Annotated in this window: 16 protein-coding genes; 12 read left to right on the forward strand and 4 right to left on the reverse strand. The window is 54.5% G+C overall.

Annotated features, from left to right (window positions below; all coding sequences use genetic code 11):
* On the forward strand, positions 1-867 hold the full coding sequence (locus AKU94_RS09575; protein ID WP_050527047.1) for a ribokinase: 867 nt from the start codon (positions 1-3) through the stop codon (positions 865-867).
* On the opposite strand, the gene msrA is transcribed toward AKU94_RS09575, so the two are convergent.
* Both msrA and AKU94_RS09585 read right to left on the reverse strand, forming a co-directional pair.
* On the reverse strand, positions 864-1,490 hold the full coding sequence (msrA, locus tag AKU94_RS09580; RefSeq protein WP_157056497.1) for a peptide-methionine (S)-S-oxide reductase MsrA: 627 nt from the start codon (positions 1,488-1,490) through the stop codon (positions 864-866). The two genes, AKU94_RS09575 and msrA, sit on opposite strands and share 4 nt — an antisense overlap.
* 166 nt (positions 1,491-1,656) lie before the next feature.
* Complete coding sequence (locus AKU94_RS09585; protein ID WP_050527048.1) at positions 1,657-2,895, reverse strand: argininosuccinate synthase; 1,239 nt, start codon at positions 2,893-2,895, stop codon at positions 1,657-1,659.
* Between the two features lie 142 nt (positions 2,896-3,037).
* Here AKU94_RS09585 and ilvA point away from each other — a divergent pair, with 142 nt between their 5' ends.
* The gene (gene ilvA / locus AKU94_RS09590; RefSeq protein ID WP_050527140.1) at positions 3,038-4,285 is read left to right on the forward strand and encodes a threonine ammonia-lyase IlvA; all 1,248 of its coding nucleotides are present in this window, start codon (positions 3,038-3,040) and stop codon (positions 4,283-4,285) included.
* A 4-nt stretch (positions 4,286-4,289) separates the two neighbouring features.
* Here ilvA and AKU94_RS09595 read toward each other — a convergent pair whose 3' ends face one another.
* The gene (locus AKU94_RS09595) at positions 4,290-4,547 is read right to left on the reverse strand and encodes an Hpt domain-containing protein (protein WP_332307225.1); all 258 of its coding nucleotides are present in this window, start codon (positions 4,545-4,547) and stop codon (positions 4,290-4,292) included.
* A 276-nt stretch (positions 4,548-4,823) separates the two neighbouring features.
* On the opposite strand from AKU94_RS09595, the gene AKU94_RS09600 reads away from it, so the two are divergent.
* The 10 genes from AKU94_RS09600 (at position 4,824) to AKU94_RS09645 (ending at position 16,077) form a co-directional block, all read left to right on the forward strand.
* Complete coding sequence (locus tag AKU94_RS09600; protein WP_269744963.1) at positions 4,824-6,053, forward strand: PP2C family protein-serine/threonine phosphatase; 1,230 nt, start codon at positions 4,824-4,826, stop codon at positions 6,051-6,053.
* Between the two features lie 375 nt (positions 6,054-6,428).
* A complete protein-coding gene (locus tag AKU94_RS09605) occupies positions 6,429-7,604 on the forward strand; it encodes a polysaccharide biosynthesis/export family protein (RefSeq protein ID WP_157056489.1) in 1,176 nt (391 codons plus the stop codon).
* Between the two features lie 6 nt (positions 7,605-7,610).
* Positions 7,611-8,327 carry an IspD/TarI family cytidylyltransferase gene (locus AKU94_RS09610; RefSeq protein ID WP_198144883.1) on the forward strand — a complete coding sequence of 239 codons (717 nt, stop codon included), beginning with the start codon at positions 7,611-7,613 and terminating at the stop codon, positions 8,325-8,327.
* Positions 8,324-9,049, forward strand: a complete 726-nt coding sequence (locus AKU94_RS19175) for an SDR family NAD(P)-dependent oxidoreductase (protein WP_232295735.1) — start codon at positions 8,324-8,326, stop codon at positions 9,047-9,049. The genes AKU94_RS09610 and AKU94_RS19175 overlap by 4 nt, the downstream gene beginning before the upstream one ends.
* A gap of 89 nt (positions 9,050-9,138) precedes the next feature.
* Entirely contained in the window at positions 9,139-10,308 is a 1,170-nt protein-coding gene (locus AKU94_RS09620) for a hypothetical protein (RefSeq protein ID WP_050527052.1), read from the forward strand.
* On the forward strand, positions 10,305-12,032 hold the full coding sequence (locus tag AKU94_RS09625; protein ID WP_050527053.1) for a hypothetical protein: 1,728 nt from the start codon (positions 10,305-10,307) through the stop codon (positions 12,030-12,032). Before AKU94_RS09620 ends, AKU94_RS09625 begins: the two co-directional genes overlap by 4 nt.
* Positions 12,025-13,461 (forward strand): CDP-glycerol glycerophosphotransferase family protein, encoded by a 1,437-nt coding sequence (locus tag AKU94_RS09630; protein ID WP_050527054.1) that lies wholly within the window; start codon positions 12,025-12,027, stop codon positions 13,459-13,461. The genes AKU94_RS09625 and AKU94_RS09630 overlap by 8 nt, the downstream gene beginning before the upstream one ends.
* Positions 13,454-14,659: a hypothetical protein gene (locus AKU94_RS09635; protein WP_050527055.1), complete on the forward strand. Its 1,206-nt coding sequence runs from the start codon at positions 13,454-13,456 to the stop codon at positions 14,657-14,659. The genes AKU94_RS09630 and AKU94_RS09635 overlap by 8 nt, the downstream gene beginning before the upstream one ends.
* Before the next feature lies 1 nt (position 14,660).
* Entirely contained in the window at positions 14,661-15,425 is a 765-nt protein-coding gene (locus tag AKU94_RS09640) for an ABC transporter permease (protein ID WP_050527056.1), read from the forward strand.
* 1 nt (position 15,426) lies between these two features.
* On the forward strand, positions 15,427-16,077 hold the full coding sequence (locus AKU94_RS09645) for an ABC transporter ATP-binding protein (protein ID WP_050527057.1): 651 nt from the start codon (positions 15,427-15,429) through the stop codon (positions 16,075-16,077).
* Here AKU94_RS09645 and AKU94_RS09650 read toward each other — a convergent pair.
* Positions 16,049-16,507, reverse strand: coding sequence for an NUDIX hydrolase (locus AKU94_RS09650; protein ID WP_050527058.1), 459 nt, complete (start codon positions 16,505-16,507; stop codon positions 16,049-16,051). The genes AKU94_RS09645 and AKU94_RS09650 overlap by 29 nt on opposite strands.
* Between the last annotated feature and the right edge of the window lie 17 nt (positions 16,508-16,524).

The following is a 16,524-nucleotide window of genomic DNA, read 5'->3' on the forward strand; positions in this document are numbered from 1 at the left end:
ATGGCGGTTTATAATCTTGGGTCGATCAACATTGATCACGTCTATCAGGTGCCGCATCTGGTTCGTCCGGGTGAGACACTTTCTGCATTGCAGTATTACCGCGGGCTGGGGGGGAAGGGGGCCAATCAGTCAGTTGCGGCAGCAAAGGCCGGGGCAAAGGTGTTTCACATCGGTGCAATTGGCGCGGATTCCGGTTGGATGATGGAGGAACTGCGCGGCCATAATGTGGATCTTGGCAATGTGTTGCAGGTCAATACTCCGACGGGTCACGCGATCATTCAGGTGGATAGATCGGCTGAAAACAGCATAATCTTGTTCCCCGGCGCAAATCGTCAGATCCCCGATGGTCATGTTGCCCGCGTGTTGGACTCTGCTTGCCCCGATGACACTCTGATGCTGCAAAATGAGACTTCGGCCCAATCCGCCTCGGTTCGGATGGCTGCGGATATGGGGCTGCGTGTGCTGTATTCCCCCGCCCCGTTTGAGCTGGCACCACTAAAAGAGGTGGTCCGTTTTACCTCTCTTTTGCTGATGAATGCGGGGGAGGCCAAGGAGATGATCGCCGCTTTCGGGGCGCTGCCTGATTGTGATGTCATCATCACCAAGGGCAGTCAGGGCGCAGAGTGGCATAAGCCCGGCAAAGATCCGCTGTGCGCGCCAGCATTTCCGGTGACGGCTGTGGATACCACGGGTGCCGGCGATTGTTTTGCAGGTACGATTGCGGCTGCCTTGGATGAGGGCCTTGCCCCCGAGGTGGCCTTGCGCCGTGCCGTCTCCGCAAGTGCCCTGCAAGTTACCCGCGCCGGTGCGGCCTCTGCGATGCCAAGCCGTACAGAGGTCGACGCCTTTTTGGAAAATGCGCCTTAATGGGCAAAGGGGGCGGCATCACCCCAGACCTCTTTCACCCGCGCATCCCGACCGCAACCTTCGCGGTAGAATTTATAAGCCTCTGACTGCTTTTTCGGCCCGCCGCGGGTCAATACAAGATTGCTGCCCTTGTAATAATCCTGATGGTAATCCTCGGCGAGGTAAAAGGTCTTTGCGGCAAGGATAGGCGTTACGATGGGCTTTCCAAGCTCTTGTTCGGCCTTGGCTTTTTCGGTCACGGCTGTTGCGTTTTGCCTGTCGTCCAACGGAAATATTGCGGTGCGGTACACCTCTCCACGATCACAAAACTGACCGCCCGCGTCCAAAGGGTCAACAGAGCGCAGGAACATTTCCAGGATTTTGGCATAGCTGATTTTGGCGTTGTCAAAGGTGATCTCGACCGCCTCATAATGGCCGGTGCCGCCACGGCCTACTTGCTTGTAGGTCGGGTTATCCGTGGTGCCACCGGTATAGCCGGACACAACCGATTTCACCCCGTCGACGGATTCGAAATCAGCCTCGACGCACCAAAAGCAGCCACCTGCGACGATGGCCTTTTCGGTTGCCGCCTGTGCCATCCCCGCGCTTGTTGCCAACACTGCTGCTGTCAAAATCCGTTTCATCATTGTCTGATCCCATTCCCTTGTTTGCACCAGTTTGCCTGCCTGCATTGTTCGCGCAATGCACCTGCGCGTGATCTCACGGCAAGGTGAAGCTGCGGATATAATAAGACCGCGCAAACAAGTTACGCGGTCTTATTATATTTCAATGGCTTAGGCCGCAGCGTCGTTACTTGAACCGTGCATTCCGAGTTGCGATCAGTTTCAACCGCAGGGCATTCAACCGGATGAAGCCGGCCGCATCTTTTTGATCATAGGCGCCGGCGTCATCTTCAAAGGTCACATGCGCCTCGGAATAGAGGGAGTGTTCCGACCAACGGCCGACACAGCTTGCCGACCCTTTATAGAGCTTCAACCGAACCGTGCCCGTGACATGCTCTTGTGATTTGTCGATCAAAGCCTGCAACATTTCCCGCTCAGGGCTGAACCAGAAACCGTTATAGATCAGCTCAGCATAGCGCGGCATGATGCTGTCTTTCAGATGGCCTGCGCCTGAATCCAGCGTGATTTGCTCAATCGCGCGGTGCGCTTCCAACAGAACGGTGCCGCCGGGGGTTTCATAGATCCCGCGGGATTTCATACCGATGAAACGGTTTTCAACAAAGTCGAGCCGCCCAATACCGTGCGCGCCGCCCAGCTCGTTCAGCTTGGTCAGGATCGTGGCCGGCGACATCGCCTCGCCATCAATCGCAACCGCATCACCTTTTTCAAAGGTCACTTCGATATATTGTGGCGTGTTTGGCGCGTCTTCGGGTGCGACCGTGCGCTGATAGACGTATTCGGGGGCTTCAACCGCCGGATCTTCCAGTGCCTTACCTTCCGAGGAGGTGTGCAACAGGTTCGCATCAACCGAGAATGGCGCCTCACCGCGTTTGTCCTTGGCGATCGGGATCTGGTGTGTCTCGGCAAATTCGATCAGCTTGGTGCGGCTGGTCAAATCCCATTCGCGCCATGGCGCGATGACCTTGATCGACGGGTCAAGCGCGTAGGCAGACAGCTCAAACCGGACCTGATCGTTACCTTTGCCGGTGGCGCCATGGGCAACCGCATCGGCACCATGTTCATGAGCCAACTCAACCAAACGCTTGGAAATCAGCGGCCGCGCAATCGATGTGCCCAGCAGGTAAAGCCCCTCGTAAAGCGCATTGGCCCGGAACATTGGAAAGACATAATCACGCACAAATTCTTCGCGGATGTCTTCGATATGGATGTTTTCGGGCTTGATGCCCAGAAGTTCCGCCTTGGCGCGGGCTGGCTCCAGCTCCTCGCCCTGACCGAGATCGGCGGTAAAGGTGATCACCTCACAGCCATATTCGGTTCGCAGCCATTTCAGGATGATCGAGGTATCAAGCCCCCCCGAATAGGCAAGAACGACTTTTTTCGGCGCAAATGTGGTGGCGGCAGGCATGGCTTCTCCTTCACGATTTTCCTGCAATTACTGGGTATTCCTTGCAAGAGCAAGCGGTGGGACCAGTGGGGGGTTAACAATTTGCAACATAAAAGCGGCAGTTTATCTTGTCTTTGGCCTGCGGATGGGTCTAATCGGCACTATGCATGATTTTGCCCAAGCCGCCCGCCTTGCTACTGCTGCCCTGCGTGATCTCTTTGATCCGACGCCATTGCAGCGTAATGACTATCTTTCTGACCGTTTTGGCGCGGATATCTGGTTGAAGCGGGAAGATCTGGCACCGGTGCGATCCTATAAAATTCGCGGTGCCGTGAATGCAATGCGCAAGGTCCGTGCGACCAACCCCAAGCAAGAGCAATTTGTCTGTGCAAGTGCGGGCAACCATGCGCAAGGCGTGGCCTATGCGTGCAAACACTACGGCGTGCGCGGCACGATTTTCATGCCGGTCACCACGCCGCAGCAGAAAATCCAAAAGACCCGTGTTTTCGGCGGTGACAGTGTCGAAATCGTCCTGACAGGCGATTACTTTGACCAGACACTCGCTGCGGCACAGAATTTTTGCGCCGAAAAGGGCGCGCATTTTCTGTCGCCTTTCGATGATACTGATGTGATCGAGGGGCAAGCGAGCGTCGCGGTGGAGATTATGGAACAGCTGGGTCGTGCGCCGGATCTGGTTGTCTTGCCGGTCGGCGGCGGCGGTCTCGCGTCGGGCGTGACCAGCTATTTGCGGCAAGAAGCCCCCGAAACCCGGTTTTGTTTTGTAGAGCCTTTGGGGGGGGCAAGCCTGACTGCGGCCCTTGCGGCCGGTGGCCCGGTGACACTAGCCGAGGTGAACTCATTCGTTGATGGCGCCGCCGTCGCGCGTTTGGGCGCCTGCACCTATGAGATGTTGAAATGGGCCGACCCATCGCAGGTGTATCTTGCGCCCGAGGATCGGATTTGCGTGACAATGCTGGACATGTTGAATGTCGAAGGCATCGTTTTGGAACCTGCGGGTGCGCTTTCGGTTGATGTATTGCCTAGTATGGCCGATCAAATCGCTGGAAAAACAGTGGTTTGCGTGACCTCTGGCGGAAATTTCGATTTTGAGCGTTTGCCAGAGGTAAAGGAGCGCGCGCAGCAGTTTCTGGGGCTGAAAAAGTACTTCATCCTGCGCATGCCACAACGTCCGGGCGCATTGAAAGAGTTTTTAATGATGCTTGGCCCCAATGACGATATCGCGCGGTTTGAGTACCTCAAGAAATCCGCGCGTAACTTCGGCTCTGTCCTGATCGGGATTGAAACGAGCAGCGCCGAGAATTTCCCGCCGCTATTTGCCGCGATGGCAAAGGCGGGCTTCGCCTACCGTGATATTACGGCAGATGAAGCACTGGCTGCTTTCCTGATCTGACCTCTCACGCGGCGTGAGGCGCCTTGCCCTGCGCAAAGCTGGCCTTTGATCCCTCATAAACCGAGATGACCTTGCCAAGGTCGATGGTTGACGCTTTGCCATTGGCTGCGGCTTTTTCACCGATTTGGCACAGTTGCGCCAATTCCCGGAACCCGAGATTTAATGCGCTGCCTTTTAAAAAGTGAAGTGCGGATTCAACGGCATCAGGCTCTATACCTGCTCCTATGGTTTTTGCCACCTCATCAGCTTCTTCCAGAAACATTTCCACGACTTCGGCAAAATCCTCTGAGCCGATTTCATTCCGCAATTCGTTTACGCGATCCCAATCTATCATCACTATCCCAATACGTCACACACATTAGCCACCCGAATGCGATCATGTGGGCAATGGCTTAACAATCGGTAAGTCCGTTTGCGCAATAAAAGGATAATTTTAGGCTTCATTGGCCCTTAAGATTTTGACGGCATATCCAAAAAGACAACTAGTAAAGGATCCGCTGTGTTGACAGTTTTGCCAAAACAAATAGGGGGGGATTTTGTGCTGAATTGCACGCCACAGCTGCATGTTTTGGTTGCCGACGACAGTCGTGCGCAGCGGCGTATTCTGGCAATGATTTTGGCGCGGGCGGGTTACCGGGTGACCGAGGCGGATAGTGGCTTGTCGGCCTTGGCGCTGTGTCACGAGACGGATTTTGACATCGTGCTGAGTGACTGGATGATGCCGGAAATGAATGGTCTGGATTTTTGCAGAGAGTTCAGAAAACTACCGCGTGAGAGCTATGGGTATTTCATTCTGCTGACCTCTAAGTCGGAAAAAGCGGAAATCGCGGATGGGCTGGATTGCGGTGCTGATGATTTTCTGGCGAAACCTGTAAACTCCGACGAGCTGCGCGCCCGCTTTCGCGCGGGTGAGCGTATCATCAGCATGCAGTCAGAGCTGATGGAAAAGAACCGGTTGGTCGGCGCAACGCTGAATGAGCTGCAAAACCTCTATGACTCACTGGACCGCGATCTGATTGAGGCGCGTAAATTGCAGCAAACCCTGATCCGTGAACGGTTCCGGGATTTCGGCAAGGGAGAGGTGTCCGCCCTCTTGCGTCCTTCGGGTCATGTTGGCGGCGATCTGGTCGGTTTTTTTGAGATTAACGACCGACGGATCGGTGTCTTTTCGGTGGATGTTTCGGGGCATGGTGTTGCCTCTGCCATGATGACGGCGCGTTTGTCGGGGCTTTTGACCGGATCGACGCCTGATCAGAATGTTGCACTGACAATCAATTCGGATGGTGAACGCGATGCCCATCCACCAGAGGTGGTCGCAGCGCGGCTGAACCGGATGATGTTCGAAGAGATTCAGGTCGAGCAATATTTCACGCTTGCCTATGCAGATATCGACTTGGTTTCAGGGTATATGCAGTTGGTTCAGGCGGGGCACCCTCATCCAGCGGTGATTCGAAGCTCGGGTGAGATTGAGTATATCGGGAAAGGCGGCATGCCGATTGGCCTTATCCAAGAGGCGCAGTTCGAGCGGGTGGAAGCACAGCTTTTCCCCGGCGACCGGCTTTTCCTTGTCTCGGACGGGGTGACGGAATGCCCATCGCCTGCGGGGATCGAATTGGGCGAGGAAGGTCTGGCGCGTATTTTGCAGGCGAACAGGGGCATGCCAAACGCTGCACTGCTTGAAGCGCTAGTCTGGGATCTTGCATCCTATTTCGGCGGAGAGGATTTTCCTGACGATGTTTCGGGCGCGTTGTTCCGCCTGAAAGCTTAGAATTCTATCGACTTGGCGGGCCAGCAGACGCCTGCTTTAAGATCGGTCGAGGGCACTCGCCTAAAAACTGCATAAAATCTGGTCATGCACTGCATTGCGATTTTGCCGCACTAACCATATTGTTTGCGCTTGATGTTGCATCAGGCGCATAAACTATGATTTTTGCGGCTATATATGTGTGGTCAGGCTGATGGGCGTTTTCCGCCACTCCATCTAGTGGAGTCCTTTACACAATTTTTTTTATAGGTACATATAGGCGATTAAAACGCCTTAAGCGCGAGTCAGGATCGATAGCAAGTGAAAATCAGGCATATCCGCCCAAAAACTGCTTTGCATTTTGCCCTTCGCGTCGGTCGGACCGAGAGAGATACAGGTGTGAAACTGTTGAGTCCTGGATATCCAAGTGCGACCTTGGGGCGTTCGGCTGTGGCCTTGGCGCTTACATTGGCTTTGGCTGGTTGCGCATCATTGCCTGGACAGGGACCCAGTAAATCCAAGATAGTCGAGTTGGCAGCTGGTGAAAAGACTGTGCAGGATTCGCAATATGCGGTTGTGAATTTGACGCCGCAAACTGTGGGCGTAATGGGCAAGATACCTCGCAGGGCCTTTAGCACGGCCTTACCGCAAGGGCCCCGTCAACCCGGGGCCGTTCGTGTCGGGATCGGTGATGTCCTTGGCATCCAGATTTGGGAAGCATCGCCAGATGGGCTGTTTTCCACCGCAACGGCAAAAAGCGCCGAAATCGCGGCGACTGTGGATGGTCAGGGCAACATCTATTTGCCTTATGTGGGAACAATGCCGGCGCGTGGTCAAAGTGTTGAGCAAATCCGAGGCAGCATCGCGCAGGCCTTGGCTGGCAAGGCTGTCGATCCAGAGGTGGTCGTCGTGGTAAAGGAAAACGGCGCGCAATCCATCACAGTCGTTGGCGATGTAAAAGGTGCCGGTCGGTTTGATTTGCCCCCAAGCGGATTGCGCCTGCTGGATGCGGTTGCCCTTTCGGGTGGGCCAAGTCAGGCGAGTTTTGACACCGAAGTTATCGTCAACCGGGCAGGCAGGACGGCCAACATCCGGCTAGATGATGTCGTGAAGACAAACGCCGAGAATGTCTGGTTGGTCCCGCGCGATACCATACAGCTGCTGCACAAACCGCGGAGCTTTACCGCCTTTGGTGCGGTCAGCGCCAACGGGCAACAAATGTTTGAGACGGAAACTGTTAGCCTCGCTGAGGCCCTGGCCAAAGTTGGTGGGTTGAGTGATAGTCGGGCTGATAAGGGCGGGGTTTTTCTGTTTCGCTTTGAGCCACGAGAGCGCCTGATTGCGGCCAGAATTCCACTGCCTGAACAGCTGGCATCTGCACAAATGGTTCCCACAATCTATCAACTCGATCTTGGAACTCCGAACGCATACTTTTTAGCGCAATCCGTTGAAATGACCGACAAAGACATTGTTTATGTTGCGTCATCACCCGCGAGCGAATTCCGCAAATTTGTCCAAATCATCGTCGCCCCATTTGTCAATACGACTGACTCCGTAAATGACCTGGCGAATTAATTCCTATTGATCGGAGACTTCATGAACGATCTTGCTCAAAAACCTGCATCGCTTTTGCTGTTATCTGGTGGCGTGGGTACAAGAACACGGCACCACGAACCAAAGCAGTTTTTCGAATTATGCGGCCATCCGATGATGGCCTATGCCGTTATCGCCGCGACAAAAATAGACGCCATTTCCGAAATTCTGGTCAATGCGCCCAAAGAATTCCACGATAGAACCCATGAGGTTATGGCCAATTATTCCGGCGGCAAACCGTTCAAAGTGCTGGAATGTGGCAAGACCAGACAGGACAGCTCGTTTATTCTGGCGCAAGCGGCGCAGAACGACACGGTCTTGTTGCATGAAACAGCGCGGCCTTTTGTTACCCGGGAGATGTATCAGGAATTGCTGGATGACCCGGAAGGGAACGCCGGCTATTTCCACGATATCCCCTTTTCCATGTGCAAGATCGACCGCAAGACCAAGATGGTTCTGAAGGGGGTTTCGCGGGCAAAGGTATTTGACGTTCAGCTCCCCCAAAAATTCAATCGCGAAAGCCTGATTGAAGCACATCAAGCCGCAATTGCTGCGGGTAAGATCTACACCGAAGATTCTGTGATGGTGACCAAAATGACCGAGGCCAGGGTGCATGCGCTTACTGGCTCAAGTCGGAATATGAAGGTGACCTCACAGGAAGATTTTACCATCGCAGAGAACCTGATGAAGAGTAAGAAAACATGATTGAAGCAGCAGTGCACCCGCAAAAATCTGTCATGATCACAGGCGCTTCGAGGGGAATCGGGCTTGAGACGGCAAAATCGCTCGCACAGCCGGAAAGCGGGTTTTCGAAAATCGTGATGTTGGCGCGGCCGTCGCGGGAATTGTCGGATGGCTGTGACCATGTCGCGTCGATCAACCCCAACTGTGAAGTTGTGAAGCTGGAGGCGGATCTGTCGGATCCCGCCTCGGCCGATTATGTGTTCGGGGTGTTGGACAGCCAGAAAATCCGCCTGACGACGCTGGTCAACAATGCCGGATACACCCGTCCTGCATCGATAAACGAAGCAGAAATCTCTGACTTTCAGAAAACCATGCAGGTCAATGTCTATAGCCCGTTTCAGTTGATCCAGGGCGCATTGCGGCACAATCACCCTTTGACGCATCTGATCAATATTGCCTCGACTGCGGGCATTGGCGGTCGGAGTGGCTGGTTGACCTATTCCGCGTCAAAGGCGGCGGTGATCAGCATGTCAGAGGTCTTACGCGAAGAATTGAAACCATATGGCATCGATGTCATTTGTCTTTCGCCCGGCCGCTGTGCGACCGATCTGCGCAAAACGCTTGCCCCGGATGAGGATCCGAACACGATCATGCAACCGGATGAGGTGGCCTCGATCATCAAATTGATGATTTCACCGCTTGGACAGTTGCTCAAGAGTCAAAACCTTGTTGTCCGCACTTGACCAACATCTGTATTGGTGGGCGTGAAGGGTGATCCTTGCATCAACCAAGACAGGCTTTTGACAGGTCGTGAGTGGCGGGGCGGAATTGAATGGCGGGACTGAAGCAGGCGATCTATCTTGATAGCCCTATTATTTTGGCTTTGCGGCAGATCCGCCCCTATTTTGATGACGGGATATTCAGCGCGTCGGAAACACCCGTACTGATGCGCCGTCGCAAGGTTATTACAGCGCAAACCGCGCTGTTTTCCTTGCCCAAGGACCTGATCATCCACAAGGTCAAACCGGGCAATTTGCCGTTGGCCGATGATGCGGTTCTGTTCTATCCGTTCAACTCCCTGTCCAATATGACGGCGGTGACGAACCGCGAGGTTCATCATGTTTTGACCCTACATGGTGAAAGTAACAAATTTGCATCAAACAGGCCGACGGCCCGCCTATATGATTACATATGTGTGGCAGGCCCCCTTGGGCGGGACCGCTATATAAGGAACCATATTTTCACCCATGATGATGTTGATCGTGGGCGCCTGATCATGATGGGGGACAGCTTTGTCCAGACTCAGCCATGGATCCAACCCGCCGCTTCTGGCGAGGATGGCGCCGTGCTCTATTGTCCGACCTGGGAAGGCTATGGCAACCAGACCAACAATTTCAGCTCGATCACGGATCTAAGCGGGTTTGAGGCTTGCCGGCAGGCGGCGCGGGCTTTGGGCACCCAAAGGATCGTCATAAAACCGCACCCTTATCTTGGCCTGCTGCGGCGCGGCCTGTTCCGCCAGTTTATCGAGGGTGTGAAGGCATTGGTCGCTGATGGATTTTCGGTAGAGCTTGCCTTGGCCGATGCCAATATTGTGCTGAAGGCCCTGTGTCGCATGTCCTTGGCTTCTGTGCCAAAGGTGGACATCAGCGACGGTCATCCGATCAAGGTCCGCTTGGGGATATGTGATATCTCGGGGATGGAGGCCATCTTTCTAAAGCAAAGAGTGCCACATATGGTTATGTCCCGAATGCAGTCTTTCCCCGAGGAATTGTCGAAACTTTACGAGCGTAAGGCGATCATGCCAGGCGATGACATGGCTAAAAAGATATTCGCCTATTACGATGATGCAGAGCATATAGACAGTAGCCATCGGGAAATTTCCTTTGGCTGGCATGATCCGTCTTTGCAAAATATGACGGGTTCGGAACGTCGTGCATGGTTGATCGACTACGTCCGTCAAAACCCGTTCTGGCACAACACGCAAAGAGGCGAGCCATGAAACTAATCACCTTCACCTTGGGCCTGGCCTTGATCGCGGTTGCAAGTCTGGTCTTGCAGGCCGTGCCCGGATTTTTGGATGAGATCACGCGAACCGGCTTTGCGCAGGCATTCAATCGCCTTATTGCGGGGGCTGCACCGCTCTTGATTTTGGTCGAAGCTGTCTTGTTGCATGCGATCCTGGCGCTTCCGGCCAAGGTTCTGCGGACGCTTTTTGGCGCACCGATCCAGAAACTGCGCTATATCGAGACTCCGCTTCCCGTCATTGCCTTCCTGTTCTGGCTTCAGATCGGCTGGTTTTACGATGCGTTCTGGCCGGGCGCCGTGCTGGGGTTTGCCTTTGCGGTGACGATGGCGGTGTATTTTGCCGCGCTGCGTTTGCTTGACCTCGAAGCGCAACGTTTGGGCACCAATGAAAGCGTCTGGAAGCATGCCAAGGGCGGCGCTGATTTTGCGCTGGCCAAGAAGAGCATCTATATCCTGCGTGTCGGGGTCGCCTTCTTCTCATTGATGGTTGCCGGCCAGACCATTTTCAACGGGATGCGTGAGAGCCTGCTTTATATCCCCTTGGGCACAGCCGCAGTTTTCTGTTTGGTGCTGGCGCTCGGCGGGGTGGCGATCGGATATGCAAGCTGGCGTGCGGTAAACAACCGGTTGCAACAGGCTAAAATCGTCGACTCCACCCTTGCAACGACGCAGATAAACACCTCTGGCATCACCGTGGGGCATTATATTTGCGACCCCAAAGCAAAAGTATACGGAAACTCCACCGCCTTGGTAACGAAGCTGAAAAAGGAAGGGGTCGACCTTGCGGTGATTGCGCGTGAGACAAAAGCGATTGCACCGATCACAAAAGCGGGGCCAGCCAGCATCAGCTTTGTTCAAACCATGCAAGAGCTTGACCACTATGCTGCGGATGGCCTTCGGACCATTCTTTACGTCAATGATGCGGTCAAGAATGGCCACTTCACGCGGTTTAGCCAGTATAACCACGTCCTTGTTGCGCATGGCGGGGTGCTGAAAGAGGCAATGCTGCCGCAAAACTTTGAACTTTATGACTGGATTGTTGCGCCCAATACCGATGTAGCCAGAACGTGGATCAAAAATTCCAGCGCCGCAATTGGGGACAAGATTGTGGTTGCGGGCGGCTCTTCCGGTGCGATCAATTGTCAGCACGGGCGCATTTCAACCGAGCCGACAGTTGGGATCTTTGTTCAGCCGTCGGATTTTGGGGACGATAGTTTCGGGGTTGTCGATCAGATTTTGGCCATTCTGGACTGTTTGAAGGTGATGGAAGATGTTCATGTCACCATCACCTATTCATCCGAGGCGGGGGCAAAAGCGGCATCGCTTTATCGGCTTGCCCGTGTCATTGCTGCATGGCGGGCAGATCCGAAGCTCTCGCGCAGGCTGACCGAGAATATTGGAAATTTCGCCTTTGCGGCCAATAGCTGTGAGATATTCTGTACCCATGGCACCAACGCCTATGACGCTTTGATCGAGGCGCAAAAGCCGCTGATCTGGTTGGGCATGGGGGCGGCGCCTGCCGGTTACTATGATCTGGAGGATCCGGCATACACATTGGGCCGGATACGGGTAAGCGACCCGCTTGCCGCGACGCGCTTGTCGCTAAGAGGGGCCGAGATTCCGGTTTACCCGACGCTTGGCGCATTTATCCAAAACCTGAACACGCCAGAAGCCGTGAAAGGTGGGAAGAATGATTGATTTCACCGTATTTTGCTTGTGCGCCGCTGTCGTTATCGGCGTGTCGGTCTGGTTTCATCGCCAAGAGGTCATGGCGGCGGATGCGTCTCGTGTTTCCTCTGATCCGGTGGGGCGGGTGACGTTATCCCCTATGGATAAACGGTTGCGGTTAGGCCTGGCGGGGATCACCCTGGTCGCCTTGCTGGTTATGGCTATGCTGGGGGGGGGCTGGGCCTTGGTCCTTTTGGCCGCCGCCTATACCGGAGTGCGCTACTGTTTGTTCTTGTTGTTCCGGTTGCATGCGGGGAACAGTCAATCGGGGCTTTTGGTGGACGCGGTGCAAGTTCCGGCGATTCAACAGGCGGAAATTGCATTCTTCTTTTCAGGCATAGATCTGGCAGAACCACAACATTTGCAAATGTGGAAGGACTCCTTGGATGCAGTGGGTCGCCCTTGGTTCGCTATTCTGACTGAAGCACATCACATGGCCTTTTTCGGGGGCGATGATATGCCCCCCGCCATTCTTGTCAAAGACGCATCCTTTTACGGTAGTGTTTTGCCGAAAAAGACAAAGTTGGTTCTATATGCCAATAACGCACAAAAAAACCGTGCAATGGTCGCATCGAATCCAATGGTCAAACACATACAGCTTTTGCATGGTGATAGTGACAAACCGCCATCCTATTCTGTGCTGACCAAGATTTATGACTATGTCTTTGTTGCCGGCCAGATGGCGATTGATCGTTACCGTGATAACGGCGTCACTATTCCGGCAGAACGGTTTCGTATCGTCGGGCGACCACAGCTTGCCGCGATCAAGCCCGATCCCGACCGGACGCATGATGCGACCGCCCCGATTATCGGCTATATGCCGACATGGCGTGGCTTTTATGAGGATACCCAGTTTTCCTCGCTTGATCGCGCTGCGCGGATTATCGCAGGGATACGGGAGAATACGCCCAATGCCAAAATCGTGTTCAAGCCGCATCCGCTGTCTTATAAGGACCCTGATTGGCCGGCCTATAAGGCCGCGATTACCGCCGCTTTGGGGCCGAATGGCCGCTTTGCCGATCAGGAAAGCGAGCCTTTTGATATTTACAATGAGGTGGATACGTTGATCACCGATATATCCTCGGTCATGATCGACTATCTGTTTTCGGGCAAGCCGTTGATTGTGATCCTGCCGGAACTCTATACAGAGGAAAACGCATGGCGCTATCCTTCTTTGCGCGCGGCCTATCTGGTGGATGCAAAGCTGGAAAACCTTGCCGATATATTGACTGCGGCCAATACGGATGATCCCATGCGCGCCAAACGCTTGGAAATGCAGAAATATGCCTTTGGCGATTACGGGCGGCCACCGGGTGAGGTCTTTGTCGAAACGGTGCGCGCCTTGCTGGCGGAGAATTCGCAAGAAGCGGTGATTGAAAGGGTAGAGCCTGATGAGTGAGGAAAAACCTGCAACACCGGAAAAACCGGCCGCCAAGCCCGCTTCGGGGCCTTCGGGCGTTCAAAAGATGCCGCGGCAGGTCGGGCGCCAAAAGAAGAGCAAGCGCAGGCTGACCCTGTCGTTTCTGTTACTGTTTGTGCTGCCTGCTGTTTTCGGCGGGCTGTATTATGCGTTTCTTGCCAGTGATCGCTATGCTGCGGGGGCCAGCTTTGTGGTGCGCGGCCTTGAAAGCGGGGGACCGTCGGACCTTGTAAGCTCGTTTACGGGGTTGGCCTCGACCGGCTCCACCACCTCTGACAGCTATATCATCCGCAAATATATGCTGAGCCCCGATCTTTTGCGCGACCTCGACAATGAGCTGAATCTGCAAGAGCATTTTTCCAACCCCGATATCGACTTTATCTCGCGCTTTCCCAAGGGTGTCCCCTTTGAGGATTTCGTCGAATACTGGCAGCGCCGGATAACGACCACCTATGACAGCACGGCCGGCATTGTGACCTTTGAGGTGCAGGCGTTTGACCCCGAGATGGCGCATAGGCTGGCAGAGGCGGTTTTGGCGGCGGCGGATAACCTGATTAACGAGCTGTCCGAAAAGGCGCGGCTTGATTCATTGCGCTTTGCCACAAATGAGGTGGAGCTTGCCGAAGGCAGGCTTTTTGCGGCGCAGATTGCCTTGCGAGAGTTGCGGTCCTCTAGCGGGTCCTTCAACCCGACGGTAAATGCCCAACTGGACGCAGAGCTGATCGCACGGCTGGATACACAACTGGCGGAGCTGAACGCGCGGATCCAGATCTTGCGTGCCTCGGTCGATCCAAGCGCCTTGGTGCTGCGGCAACTGGTTTTGCAGGCAGAGGCATTGCAAGAGCAGATCGACCAGCGGCGCGCGGCGATGGGATCTGGTGAAACTGTCAGAGGGGGGGCGGTCTCGGCGGATGCGCTAAGCAAGTTCGAAGGGCTGAACATAGAGCAGACCTTTGCGCAGCAACGCTATGCCTCGGCGCTGTCATCACTGGAAAGCGCGCGGATGGATGCGGGGCGTCAGCAACGTTATCTGGCCGTTTTTGCGCGCCCGTTTGAGCCCGATGACGCCGTCTATCCGAACCGTATCCGCAACAGCCTTCTGGTTGCGGCCATCGCATTCGCGATTTGGGCGATCGGTTCGCTTGTGGTTTTTGCCGTTCGTGACCACCTTCGCTAGCATGGAGCTGATCGTCACACAGATACGGGTCATCGTGGCCCTTGTTTTGCGAGAAACCAGAATGACATTCGGTTCCTCGCACATGGGGTATTTGTGGGCGATCATCCAACCGCTTGTGTCGATCTCTTTTATGGTGTTTCTGTTTTATATCGCAGGTCGGCAATCGCCCTATGGTGCCTCGCTTGCGCTTTTCTTTTCGACGGCCATCCTGACGCTAGAGCTTTATAACAAGATCAGCGTGTCGCTCATGCGGGCGTTTACGTCAAATAAGGCGCTGCTGACCTATCCGATGATCAAGGAAACGGACACGCTTTTTGCGCGCTGGACGTTGATTGCCTGTACCTTTGTGATCATCAATACGCTTTTTTATGGCGGGCTGATCGGCCTTGGCCTGGCGGATCTGCCGGCCCATCCCGACAAGTTGATCCTTGCGTTTCTCAGCACCTGTTTTCTGGGGTTTGGGATAGGGACGCTGAATGCCATCCTGTATCAACGAAATCAGGTTTGGCAGCATATCGAAAAGATCCTTGGTCGCCCGTTGTTTTTCCTGTCCGGCGTGTTTTATATCCCGTCCAATCTGCCGCCTCAGGCGATTGCGGTGATCAAATGGAATCCGATCCTGCATCTGGTGGAATGGACCCGCGAAGGCTATTATCCGAATTATGAAAGCGATGTGCTGAACATTGGCTATCCGCTTTCCGTTGCCACCATCATGGTGTTGTTGGGCTTGTTCTGGGAACGCATGACCCGCAAGCAGCGAGCGTAATATGATCGAATTTGATACCGTCACCAAGATTTATAACGTCAAGAACGTTCGCAAGGTCATTCTGGATGAGGCCTCCTTTGCTTTTGAGACGGGCAAGAATATCGCAATCATGGGGCATAACGGGGCCGGAAAATCCACCATCATGCGGATGATGGCGGGGATCGAATTGCCCACCTCGGGCGTGGTAAGCCGTGACGAAAAGGTAAGCTGGCCGCTTGGGTTTGCGTCTGGCTTTAACGGCTTGATGACCGGCGTCGAAAATGTGCGCTTTGTGGCCCGCATCTATGGCGAGGATTCCAGACGTGTGCTGGCGGATGTTCAGGAATTTGCCGAATTGGGCAAATCCATTGATCTGCCGATCTCTACCTATTCCAGCGGGATGAAGGCGCGGCTGGCCTTCGGGCTCTCGCTTGCGATCAACTTCGAATGCTACCTGATTGACGAGATCACCGCAGTTGGCGACCGCCGGTTCAAAAAGAAAAGCTCGGCCGCGCTGCATGATAAAATTCGCGATGCCCGTGTCATCATGATTTCGCATTCCGAAAGCACGATCCGCGATTATTGCGACTCTGGCGTTTTGGTCTATCAGTCAAAGCTCTATTATTACGACAGCATTGATGAGATCATCGCCGATTACCGTAAGTTTTGCTAAGGAAACGCTGCATCATCGCGCGATCGCCCGGGTTCCCAAGCACCTCAAGGGCCAGATGTGGCGGCAGCCAGAGCGCCTCATGTCCGGGTTCGGTCGGTTCTGATATTTGCAAGGTGGGGCGGGCAACGAAGATGGTGCAAACCTTTTCGGCCCAGATGTCGTATTCGGGCATGAAGGTGAACCGCCGAAAGGTGCCAAAGCGGGACAAAAGCGTCATCCGCCAGCCGGTTTCCTCCATCACTTCGCGGTGCAGGGCTGTGATCGGATGTTCACCTTTGTCAATGCCGCCGCCAGGAAGCTGGATTTCCGGTGCAGGGTCTGTTTGACGGGTGACAAGCATGTCCCCGTCGCGGATCAAAATCGCATAGGCGCCGGGGCGGCGGATGTAGTGTTTGTCAGGTTTTGGCGCACCGCCATAGCTTTTGATCATCCTTTGCCCTTGGTCCT

The sequence above is a fragment of the Pseudorhodobacter aquimaris genome, assembly GCF_001202025.1.
Lineage (GTDB): Bacteria > Pseudomonadota > Alphaproteobacteria > Rhodobacterales > Rhodobacteraceae > Pseudorhodobacter > Pseudorhodobacter aquimaris.

Bases quoted from the DNA above. Each gene is read 5' to 3' on its own strand.
- AKU94_RS09585 (WP_050527048.1), bottom strand. From the start codon at position 2,895: ATGCCTGCCGCCACCACATTTGCGCCGAAAAAAGTCGTTCTTGCCTAT.
- AKU94_RS09650 (WP_050527058.1), bottom strand. From the start codon at position 16,507: ATGATCAAAAGCTATGGCGGTGCGCCAAAACCTGACAAACACTACATC.
- AKU94_RS09620 (WP_050527052.1), top strand. From the start codon at position 9,139: ATGGCGGGACTGAAGCAGGCGATCTATCTTGATAGCCCTATTATTTTG.
- AKU94_RS09640 (WP_050527056.1), top strand. From the start codon at position 14,661: ATGGAGCTGATCGTCACACAGATACGGGTCATCGTGGCCCTTGTTTTG.
- ilvA (WP_050527140.1), top strand. From the start codon at position 3,038: ATGCATGATTTTGCCCAAGCCGCCCGCCTTGCTACTGCTGCCCTGCGT.
- AKU94_RS09645 (WP_050527057.1), top strand. From the start codon at position 15,427: ATGATCGAATTTGATACCGTCACCAAGATTTATAACGTCAAGAACGTT.
- AKU94_RS09595 (WP_332307225.1), bottom strand. From the start codon at position 4,547: ATGTTTCTGGAAGAAGCTGATGAGGTGGCAAAAACCATAGGAGCAGGT.
- AKU94_RS09630 (WP_050527054.1), top strand. From the start codon at position 12,025: ATGATTGATTTCACCGTATTTTGCTTGTGCGCCGCTGTCGTTATCGGC.
- AKU94_RS09575 (WP_050527047.1), top strand. From the start codon at position 1: ATGGCGGTTTATAATCTTGGGTCGATCAACATTGATCACGTCTATCAG.
- AKU94_RS09635 (WP_050527055.1), top strand. From the start codon at position 13,454: ATGAGTGAGGAAAAACCTGCAACACCGGAAAAACCGGCCGCCAAGCCC.
- AKU94_RS09625 (WP_050527053.1), top strand. From the start codon at position 10,305: ATGAAACTAATCACCTTCACCTTGGGCCTGGCCTTGATCGCGGTTGCA.
- AKU94_RS19175 (WP_232295735.1), top strand. From the start codon at position 8,324: ATGATTGAAGCAGCAGTGCACCCGCAAAAATCTGTCATGATCACAGGC.
- msrA (WP_157056497.1), bottom strand. From the start codon at position 1,490: ATGAAACGGATTTTGACAGCAGCAGTGTTGGCAACAAGCGCGGGGATG.